General features: G+C 70.5%; 7 protein-coding genes. All 7 read right to left on the bottom strand.

Features of this window, described 5'->3' with window-relative positions:
- On the bottom strand, positions 1–1,767 hold a 1,767-nt coding region (locus HC022_RS12490), incomplete at its 3' end, for a nickel-dependent hydrogenase large subunit (protein WP_167452652.1).
- A gap of 3 nt (positions 1,768–1,770) precedes the next feature.
- Positions 1,771–2,859: a hydrogenase small subunit gene (locus HC022_RS12485; RefSeq protein ID WP_089958118.1), complete on the bottom strand. Its 1,089-nt coding sequence runs from the start codon at positions 2,857–2,859 to the stop codon at positions 1,771–1,773.
- Positions 2,860–3,080: 221 nt separating this feature from the next.
- A complete protein-coding gene (gene hypF, locus HC022_RS12480; RefSeq protein ID WP_167452651.1) occupies positions 3,081–5,321 on the bottom strand; it encodes a carbamoyltransferase HypF in 2,241 nt (746 codons plus the stop codon).
- A 178-nt stretch (positions 5,322–5,499) separates the two neighbouring features.
- Positions 5,500–6,930: a nickel-dependent hydrogenase large subunit gene (locus tag HC022_RS12475; protein ID WP_167452650.1), complete on the bottom strand. Its 1,431-nt coding sequence runs from the start codon at positions 6,928–6,930 to the stop codon at positions 5,500–5,502.
- Positions 6,927–7,916 carry a HupU protein gene (locus HC022_RS12470; RefSeq protein WP_167452649.1) on the bottom strand — a complete coding sequence of 330 codons (990 nt, stop codon included), beginning with the start codon at positions 7,914–7,916 and terminating at the stop codon, positions 6,927–6,929. Before HC022_RS12470 ends, HC022_RS12475 begins: the two co-directional genes overlap by 4 nt.
- A complete protein-coding gene (locus HC022_RS12465; protein WP_167452648.1) occupies positions 7,917–9,251 on the bottom strand; it encodes a sensor histidine kinase in 1,335 nt (444 codons plus the stop codon).
- 155 nt (positions 9,252–9,406) lie between these two features.
- Positions 9,407–10,274 (bottom strand): amidohydrolase family protein (locus HC022_RS12460; protein WP_167452647.1); only part of this gene is annotated, 868 nt, incomplete at its 5' end.

Genomic DNA, 10,274 nt, shown 5'->3' with positions numbered 1-10,274 from the left:
GTCGCCGTCGGGCGACATGACGTGGGTCGAGCAGGCCAGGCAGGGGTCGAAGCTGTGCAGCGTACGCAGCACCTCGACCGGTTCCTCGGGGCGCTCGACCCTGGTGTTCATGAGCGAGGCCTCGAAGGCGCCAATGTTGCCGGCGGTGTCCCGCGGCGAGCCGTTCCAGGTGGTGGGCACGACGCACTGGTAGTTGTCGATGCGCCCGTCCTCGATCTTGATCCAGTGCCCCAGCGCGCCGCGCGGCGCCTCGGTCATGCCCACGCCCCTGGCCTCCTTCGGCCATGTGGACGGGTCCCACTTCTCGATGTTGGCGGTGGACTGGTCGCCGTTGCGGATGTTGTTGATCAGCTTGTCGAAGAAGTGCTGGGTCAGGCGGCCGCAATACTCCGATTCCAGCGCCCGCGCCGCGGTGCGGCCCAGCGTCGAGAACACCGCCTCGAGCGGCAGCCCCATGTCGCGGAGCAGCCCGTCGACCTGGCCCTTGATATCCTCGTGGCCCTTGGCATAGCCCACCACGTAGCGCGCCAGCGGGCCGACCTCCATGGCGTGACCACGCCAGCGGGGGGCCTTGATCCACGAGTATTTCGCGGCCTCGTCGAGCTCCTTGATGTCGGTGCGGGTGCCCTTGGCGTTGGGCCCGAGCTCGTACTTGGGCTCGGTCACGCCATCCCACGGGTGCAGGCCCTTGCCGGGCTCGCCGTAGGTGTACCACGAGTGGTCGACAAACTCCTGCACCTGCTCGGGGTCGCGCGGATCGACGTCATGCACCTGCGTGAGATCGCCGTTGATGATTGCGCCGCGCGGGAGGTGAAGCTGCTCGGGCGAGAAGTCGTTCGGATGCTCGGGAATGTCGCCATAGGCGAGGCACGCCTGCGACGACAGCCCGCCGCCGTAGAGCCAGTTCTTGTAGAACCCGCCGATCGCCTTCACGTCGGGAATATAGACGTTGCGGTTGAAATCCTGCGTCTGCTGGATGATCGACTGAACCATGTTCAGCCGCTCCATGTTGATCGCGCCGACCGAGCCCACGCCGTCGATGTTGATCGGACACGGTACGCCGCCCACCAGCCAGTTCGGGTGCGGGTTCTTGCCCCCGAAGATCGTGTGGATCTTGACGATCTCCTTCTGGAGATCGAGCGCCTCGAGGTAGTGGGTCGTGGCCATCAGGTCCGCCTCGGGCGGCAGCAGGTAGGCCGGGTTGTCCCAGTAGCCGTTCTTGAAGAGCCCGAGCTGGCCCGATTCCACGAATTTCTTCAGCCGGTTCTGCACGTCCCGGAAGTAGCCGGGCGAGGACAGCGGATGGCTGGGCGACACCGCCTGCTGCAGCTCGGACGTCGCCTTGGGGTCAGCCTTGAGCGCGTTGATCGGGTTCACCCAGTCGAGCGCGTGCAGGTGGTAGAAGTGCACGATGTGGTCGTGCATCTGCAGCGCCAGCTGCATCATGTTGCGGATCGAGTTGGCGTTGTCGGGGATCTGGATCCCCAGAGCGTCCTCGACGGCGCGAACGCTGGTCAGCGCGTGGGTGCCGGTGCAGACACCGCAGATGCGCTCGGTGAAGGCCCAGGCGTCGCGCGGATCGCGGCCCTTGAGGATGACCTCGAGTCCCCGCCACATGGTCCCGGTCGAGACCGCGTTGGTGATGATGTTCTCGTCGTTGACGTTCACCTCGCAGCGCATGTGGCCCTCGATCCGGGTCACCGGGTCGATGACGACGCGCTGGCCGCCGTTGTCGAGCGTGTAGCCGTTGGGGGTCTGGATAACCATCGGTTACACCTCCTCTTTCGAAGACTGGGTCTTCTTCTGTGCCGATTTGAGCGCCGAGACCGCCGCGTGCAGCGCGATGCCGCCGCCCACGACGCCCGCCGCTGCCATGCCGATCTTGTCGGCATTGGCCTCGACCCCGAACTGGGTCAGGTCGGTGACGCGGTTGTAGAAGCTGCCCTGATCCCAGAAGCCGTCCTCGGAACAGCCGATGCAGCCGTGACCGGACTGGATCGGGAAGGAGACGCCCTCGTTCCAGCGCACCGTCGAGCAGGCGTTGTAGGTGGTCGGGCCCTTGCAGCCCATCTTGTAGAGGCAGTAGCCCTTGCGCGCGTTCTCGTCGTCCCAGTGCTCGACAAACTGGCCGGCGTCGAAATGCGGACGGCGGTAGCACTTGTCGTGGATGCGCTGGGAATAGAACATCGCCGGGCGGCCCTGCCGGTCGAGCTCGGGCATGCGGTCGAAGGTCAGCATGTAGGTGATGACGCCGGTCATGACCTCGGCGATGGGCGGGCAGCCCGGTACCTTGATGATCGGCTTGTCAGTGATGACCTTGTGCACCGGCGTTGCCCGGGTCGGGTTCGGCTTTGCCGCCTGCACGCAGCCATAGGACGCGCAGGCGCCCCAGCTGATGATGGCCTTGGCGTGCTCTGCCGCGTGGCGGAGCTGGTCGACGAAGGGCTTGCCGCCGACGATGCAGTACATGCCGTCCTCGTTGAGCGGCGGGTTGCCCTCGACCGCGAGGATGTAGTTGCCCTTGTACTTGTCGATGGTGTCCTGCAGCGCCGCCTCGGCGGCGTGGCCCGCGGCGGCCATCAGCGTGTCGTCGTAATCGAGGCTGATCATCGACAACACCACGTCCTTGGCGAGCGGGTGCGCGCTGCGGATGAAGCTCTCCGAACAGCAAGTGCATTCGAGCCCGTGCACCCAGATCACCGGAGTGCGCGGCTTGGTCTCCATCGCGTGGGCGATCTTGGGCACGAAGGCGGGGCCGAGGCCCAGCGCGGCGGCGGTCAGCGAGCAGTATTTCATGAAACTGCGCCGGGTGATGCCCTGGCTCCGCATGACCTCGTAAAAGGTTTCGATCTGGCTCAAGCTGGCTCCCTCCTCCAGTTGACGAGTCACGTGCAACGGCGTCGCGGTGCCGTGGGGTCGCGGTGCCGTGGGATCGTTCCAGCATCCCGGTATGCCACCGCGTGCGGAAGGGATTTGCCCATGTCGCAGGAATTTCTGAAAAACGCTTTGGATCAGAGGGTTGATCGCCGCCCAACCGCAGCGGAACGGTCACGCCGCTGCCGGTGCTTCCACTGCTCCGGTCAGCGGCTTTCCATCTGCGCCAGCGCCACCAGCGCCTGGCCGAGCGCCAGCCCGCCGTCATTGGCGGGCGTCCTGCGGTGCAGGAGCACCGGCACATCGCCCAGCGCCGCGACCGTCAGATCGAGCAGCAGGGCGTTCTGGAAACAGCCCCCCGTGAGCGCCACCGCCCGCGCCTCGCCCTGCTCGACCAACCCGCGCGCAACTCCGGCGAAGGCCCGGGCAAGCCCTGCGTGGAAGCGCCACGCGATGCGGCCCGGGGACAGCCCTGCCGCGAGGTCCGCCGCAAGCGCCGCGACCATCTCCGCCGGGTCGAGCTGCAGCCCCTTCGCCCCCTGCACCACGCCGAAGTCGTAGCCCGGGTGCCCCGGCTCGGCCACGGCCAGCGCCTCGAGCCGCATCGCCGCCTCGCCCTCGTAGCTCTGCCTCATCGGACAGAGCCCCAGCATCGCCGCCACCGCATCGAAAAGCCGACCGGCAGAGGAGGACATCGGCGCATTGACCCCCGCCCGCGCCGCCTGCCGCGCCATGTCGCGGGGCGCGTCGGGAAACAGCCCGTCCGCCAGCGCCCCCAGCCCCGCCGCATCGAGCCGCACCAGCGCGTTGCGCCACGGCTCCGCCTGCGCCCGGTCGCCGCCGATCAGCGGCGCGGGCGTCAGCCATGCCCGGCGCTCGAACGACGCGTAATCGCCCAGCAGCACCTCGCCCCCCCAGATCGGGCCATCCGGCCCGAGCCCCAGCCCGTCGAGCACGATCCCCGCCACCGGCCCGCCGTCACGCGGCCAGAGGGCCTCGCCAAGGCAGGCCGCCAGATGGGCGTGATGGTGCTGCACCTCGGTGACCGGCAGACCCTTCGAGCGCGCGTGCTGCGTGGAGCGGAACCCCTCGTGCAGGTCGCAGGCCACCAGCTCGGGGCGGTGATCGAAGAGCGCGGCATAGTCGCGATCCGCCTGCAGGAAGGCCTCCCATGTCAGCGCCTCGTCGAGCTCGCCCAGGTGATGCCCGAGCAGCGCCTGCCCGTTCTTCACGAGACAGATCGCCGCTTTCATCTGTCCGCCATAGGCCACCACCTGCCGGTCGGGAAAGCCATCGGGCAGCGGCAGCGTTCCCGGCACCCGGCCCCGCGCCCGGCGCAGCACCATCGGCCCCTGCGGCGTCACCCGCTCGACGCTGTCGTCGAGCCTGCGCGCGATGTCGCGGTCGTGCATGAGAAACCCGTCCGCGATGGCCGCCAGCTTGTCTCTCGCCTCGGTATTGCCGATCACCTGCGGCTCGCCCGAAAGGTTGCCGCTCGTCATCACCAGCGGCCGCCCCAGCGCGGCACAAAGCAGATGGTGCAGCGGCGTGTAGGGCAGCATCCAGCCCAGCCGCCCCTGCCCCGGCGCGAGCCCCTCCGGCAGCGCCTCACCCGCCGTCGCCAGCAGCACGATGGGCGCGGCGGGGTCCTGCAGCAGCACCCGCTCCGCCTCCGAGACCTCCGCGTGGCGCACCACCTGCACCAGCGGCGCCATCAGCGCGAAAGGCTTGGCGGGCCGCCGCTTGCGCGCCCGCAGCACCGCCACCGCCTCTGCATCGGTGGCATCGCAGGCGAGGTGGAACCCGCCGAGCCCCTTGACCGCCAGCACCTCACCCCGCGCCAGCACCTCCGCCGCAAGCGCCACCGCGTCGCCCGCCACCTCGCCTCCGTCCTGCTCGAACCACAGCCGCGGTCCGCAGGCCGGACAGGCCACCGGCTGGGCGTGGAAACGCCGGTCGGCGGGGTCCTCGTAGTCGCGACGGCACGCATCGCACAGAACGAACCCCGCCATGGTGGTCTGCGCCCGGTCATAGGGCAGCCCGGTGAGGATCGTGTAGCGGGGCCCGCAATTGGTGCAGTTGGTGAAGGCATAGCCCGCGCGCCGCCCGGACCCGAAGATCTCGGCCACGCAGTCGCTGCAGGTCGCCGCGTCCGGCGTCACCCGCGTCTCGGCCCCCGGCCCGCCCGAGGCCACGATGCGGAACCCCTCGGCCACGACCTCCGCCGGGACGCTCTCGACCGTATCGACCCGCGCCAGCACCGGCGACTCGGCGGACAGCGCCGCCTCGAACCCGTCGAGGTCGCCGCCCGCCGCCAGCACCAGCAGGCCCTCGGCGTCGTTCGAGACCTCGCCCGACACCCCGAACCGCCGTGCCAGCGCCCAGACGAAGGGCCGGAAGCCCACGCCCTGCACCTGCCCGCGCACCCGGATGCGTCGGCCGGTCACGACGCTCCCCCATTCCAATGGCTCCAAGTATCCCGGGGGAGTCCGCGCCAGCGGACGGAGGCAGCGCCCCCTCCCGCATCGCCACACGCCCGACGGCCGAATGACCGCACCACACCAGGACCCGCGCGCGACCAGACCTCCAGCGCAGAACCGAATGGCCGCCCTGCCCCGGGAACCATCAGTGCACCGTGCAGACCATGCAGGGATCGAAGCTCCGCACCACGTGCTGCACCGCCACCGGCGTCCGCTCGTCCTCGCCGACAGGCGCACCGATCAGCGCCGCTTCCACCGGCCCCGGCACGCCGCGCCCGTCGCGGGGCGAGAAGTTCCAGGTCGTGGGCGCCACGATCTGGTAGCCGCCCACCCGGCCGCCCGCACAGGAGATCCAGTGCCCCAGCGTGCCGCGGGCCGCCTCGACCAGCCCGACGCCCGCCCCATCCCGCGGCGCAGGCCCGGTGTCCATGAACCGCGCCGAGGGGTCGAGCGCCGCCGCCCATGCCTCGAGCCAGATCACCAGCCGCGCGATCTCGAGCAGGCGCCCGGCGATGCGCGCCCGCACCCCGCCCTCGGCGGCCAGCGCCAGCGCCAGCGGGTGGCCGTCCACCACCTGCCGCGCCAGCGCGCCGACCTCGACCGGGCGGCCGCCGAGCCGCGGCGCCTTGCACCAGGAATAGGCAGGCGCGGCCATGTCCTCGTCCGGCACGGTCACGCCTTGCGAAGGGTGCGCCCCCTCGCCCAGCATCCAGGCGTGGCTGACGTCTTCGACGATTGCGGCGGGATCGAAGGGATCGACGCGACCGTCCTCCCACACGCCCGCTTTCGTCACGCGTCCCTCGGCCAGCGGATAGGCGCCACAGGAGAGATAGCGCTGCGGCCCCACACCCAGCGCACCCAGGGAAAGATCGGCGGAGATCTCGGAGAACAGCGCCACGTCGCCCCCCGCCCAGCCCTCCAGCGCCTCGATGGAGGACAGCGCGGAAAACGCCTCCAGCGCGCCGCCGAAGAGCTCAGACTCCAGCACCCGCCGCGCGGCGCGCAGGGTGGTCTGGATGCGGATGCGGTCGCGGGCATCCGGCGCGCGGGTCACCCCGCCGGGCTGGATCGCCAGCGTATGCGGCCACTTGCCGCCCAGAAGCCCCACGATATGGAAGAGCCGCGCCCGCGCCTCGATCAGAGGGCGCACGGCCGAGCCCTCCTGCGCGGTGTAGCGGGCCACGGCACGGTCGTGCCACGCCCGCCCGGCATACACGGGGCGGGCAAAGTCGGGCATGAAGAACAGCGCGAAATGGCTGAGGTGGTCGCAAAGGTTCTCGACCCCGTGCAGGATCGCCGCCGCCAGCGCGCCCTGCGGCGGCATCGACGCGCCCGACACCTGCCCCAGCGCGAGCGCCGCCGCCTTCGACTGGCTGATCGAGCAGATGCCGCAGATCCGCGGCGTCACGGTCAGCGCGTCGCGCGGGTCCTTGCCAAGCATCATCATCTCGAAACCCCGGAACAGCGGCGAGTTGGCATAGGCCGCGGTCACGCGCCCGTCACGGACGTCGAGCCGGATCTCGAGATCCCCCTCGACGCGGTTGAAAGGGCCGACCAGAAGTTGCCGCTCGCTCATTTCCGCCCCTTGGGACTGGGCGCCACCCGGATGCGGTCCGAGTGGGCATTGGTGTCGATGCGCTTGGGCGTCGCCGCCTTGGAGAGCGAGGCCAGCGCCATGAACCACGCCTTGGGCATGTCCGAGGGCAGCCCCACCGGGATGCCGGCGATGGTGGGCGTCTCGGTGAAGACGTGGCCCGGCTCTTCGAACTCGGGGGCGGTGCAGGCGATGCAGGGGTAGTTGCCGCGCGTGCAGGACCCTTCGCCGTTCCACGGCCGGATATTGCAATCGCCCACCGCCTGCGTGCCGACGCAGCCGAGGTGTTCCATCATGCAGCCGATCTCGCACAGCGTCCGGGCGCTGGCCTTGTACTCATAGTATTCGTTCTTGGTGCAGCCGTGATGCACGAGGTGGTCGGCGTAGAAACGCGGCCGCCCGAAGCCGTCGAGATCCGCCGCCCCGAGCCCCCCGCCCGCCAGCATGAGCAGCGTCTCCGTCACCCACGAGGGATGGGTCGGGCAGCCCGCGATGTTGATGATCGGCAGGCCCGAGCGGCTGGTGAAGCCCTCGTCCAGCGCCGCGCCCTTCGAACGCCCGTCGTATTGCAGCCCCACCGCGCCCGAGGGGTTGCCACCCGCCGCCGTCATTCCGCCATAGGCCGCGCAGGTGCCCACCGCCACCACGTGACCGGCCCGGGGCGCCAGCGCCCGCACCCAGTCGAGCATGGGCCGGCCCGTGCCCGCCAGCATGTGGAAGCGCCCGGTGCCGCGCGGCCCGGTGACCACCGAGCCCTCGAAGCAGAGCACGTCGAGCGCGATCTCGCCCCGCTCCACGGCAGAGAGAAGGTCCGTCACCTCGTCTCCGGTCTCGACCGACAGCGAGGGGTGCCAGAGGAACTCGATGCCCGCATCCCCCAGCGTGTCGAGCACGTTGGGGTTCTCGGCACAGAGCAGCGACATCGTGCAGCCGCCGCAGCCGGCCGATTGCAACCAGAGGATCTTCATTCAGCTGTCTCCGGAACGTTCGGCAAGGGGCAGGTCCAGTACAAATGTGGCGCCAGGTCCGTCGGGCAACAGCGCGAGCTGGCCGCCGTGCTCATCGGCGATCTTGGCGCTGATGGAAAGCCCGAGCCCGGTGCCCTTGCCCACGGGTTTCGTGGTGAAGAACGGATCGAACACCGCCGCCCGCTGCGCCTCGGGGATGCCGGGGCCGTTGTCCGAGACCGTCAGCCGGGCCATGCCGTCGTGGCGCGCAAGCGCGATGGTCACCTGCGGCGCCTTCTGGCCGTCGACCGCGTCGATGGCGTTCTGCACGAGGTTCATGACGATTTGCTGCACGTGGCCCGGCACGCCCCGGACCAGCAGGCTCGGCGCGCCCGAGAAGCCGACGACCACGCCGGGTTTCGAGCCGCGCTCGACCCAGCGGGCCCCGACCCGGGCGGTCTCGGCGAGGTCGAAATCGACGCGCTCGCCGCTGCCCTCGGACGACAGCCGCCGCAAGTCGGCCACGATGTCGCGCACCCGCTCGGCGCCTTCGCGGGCGCCGTGGATCGCGGTGCCGAGGTTCGAGAGCGCGCGCTCGAGCCTGAGCTCGGTGCGCAGCTGCATGAGCTCCTCGCGCGCGGCCCCGGCCTGCACCTGCTGGAAATAGGTCTCGAACTGGCCAACGTATTTCTCGAGCGCATGCACCGAGGCGTAGACGAAGCTGATCGGATTGTTGAGCTCATGTGCCACCCCCGCAAGCAGCCGGCCCAGCGATGCCAGCTTCTCGTTGCGGACGATCTGGCTCTGGGCCTGCTTGAGCTGCTCGTGGCTGAGCTCGAGCTCGGCATAGGCGCGGCGCAGCTCGCCCAGCGGCCGGCCGCTGAGCACCGCGCCGCCGAAGCGCTCGCGGGCGTCGATGCGCGCCGAGAGCACGATGTCGAAGGGCTGCGCGCCGGTGGTGGTGGGGATCGCAGCCTCGAAACGGGTCTCGGCCGGGTGCAGCTTGAGCCGGGACAGCGCCTCGGTCAGCTGACCCGCCCCCGCGGCGTCGAAGATCTGCGCCGCGTGCTGCCCGATGACCGCCTCGGCCCCGCCGTCGACCAGCGCCAGCAGCGAGGCGCTCGCCTCGGCCACGGTGCCGTCGCGGTCGATCACGATGAGGATGTCGCTGACCGAGGCCAGCACGGATTCGATCAGCCGGTTGGCGGCGCTCAGCTCGGCGTTCTGGCTTTCCAGCTGCTCCTGATGCGCGACAAGCTCGGAATAGGTCTGGTCGACCGCCCGCAGGACGGATTGCCATGCCTCGTCGGTCATGCCCTGCTCGTCGCCGGGGGTCGCGGGTGCGGAGATCTCCATGACCGGACTGTAGTCCCCCGAGCACTGCACTGGCAATCGCCCGCGCGAGCGCCGCGTGCCGCAGGATGACCGCGTCGGACCCGAAATCAAACCGCCTAGGACAGATCACCGCCAGGCGGCAGTGGCGAGGCACTTTGCGCCCTGCCGAACCGGGCTCAGGCCCCCGCCAGCACCTTGCGGACCGCCTTGGCGAAGCGCGCGGCGACGGCCTCGCGGGCGACGTGCCGCCCGTCCTGCACGAGGTGCCGGCCGCGCACCCAGACGTCGCTGACCGCGACCTCGGGACCGAAGATCCAGCGGTCGAGCGTCTCGGCCCCTCCGGTGCCCAGCGCCAGCGGATCGCGCAGCGCCACGAGATCGGCGAGGGCGCCCTCGGCGATCTCCGGCGCGGGCGCGCCCAGCGCCTGCGCGCCGCCCGCCAGAGCCTGACGGAAAAGCTGCGTGCCGGTCGAGCCTTCCTCGGTGGCCAGCACGTTGCGCGCGCGGGCGGTCAGGCGCTGACCGTATTCCAGCAGCCGCAGCTCTTCGGCTAGCGAGATCCCCACGTTGCTGTCGGTGCCGACGCCGTAGCGCCCGCCGCGCGCGAGAAGGTCGGGGGCCGGAAAGACGCCGTCGCCGAGATTGGCCTCGGTCACCGGGCAGAGCCCCACCACCGCGCCGGAGCGCACGATCAGCGCCACCTCGCCCGGGGTCAGGTGGGTGGCATGGATCAGGCACCAGTCGGCGGTCACCTCGGCGGTCTCGTAGAGCCGCTCGACGGGGCGGCGGTTGCAGAAGGCGAGGCAGTCCTCGACCTCCTTCACCTGCTCGGCCACGTGGATGTGGACCTTGCGCCCGGGCAGTGCCTCTGCCAGCGCCCGGAGATCCGCCGCATCCGCCGCCCGCAGCGAGTGCGGCGCGTAGCCCACCACGTCGCCCGCGCGGGCCATGTCATCGCAGCGCTCGACCAGCCCGAGGAAGGCGTCGCGGTCGTGCAGGAAGCGGCGCTGCCCGTCACTCGCGGGCGCGGGGCCGAAGCCGCCA

This window comes from Salipiger sp. HF18 (genome assembly GCF_011806505.1).
Classification (GTDB): domain Bacteria; phylum Pseudomonadota; class Alphaproteobacteria; order Rhodobacterales; family Rhodobacteraceae; genus Salipiger; species Salipiger thiooxidans.
The sequence above is the reverse complement of the archived record's forward strand: the minus strand, read 5'-3'. Positions and strand labels throughout refer to the sequence as shown.

Coding starts and splice junctions, on each gene's coding strand:
- HC022_RS12475 (WP_167452650.1), bottom strand. CDS start 6,930: ATGAGCGAGCGGCAACTTCTGGTCGGCCCTTTCAACCGCGTCGAGGGG.
- HC022_RS12470 (WP_167452649.1), bottom strand. CDS start 7,916: ATGAAGATCCTCTGGTTGCAATCGGCCGGCTGCGGCGGCTGCACGATG.
- HC022_RS12465 (WP_167452648.1), bottom strand. CDS start 9,251: ATGGAGATCTCCGCACCCGCGACCCCCGGCGACGAGCAGGGCATGACC.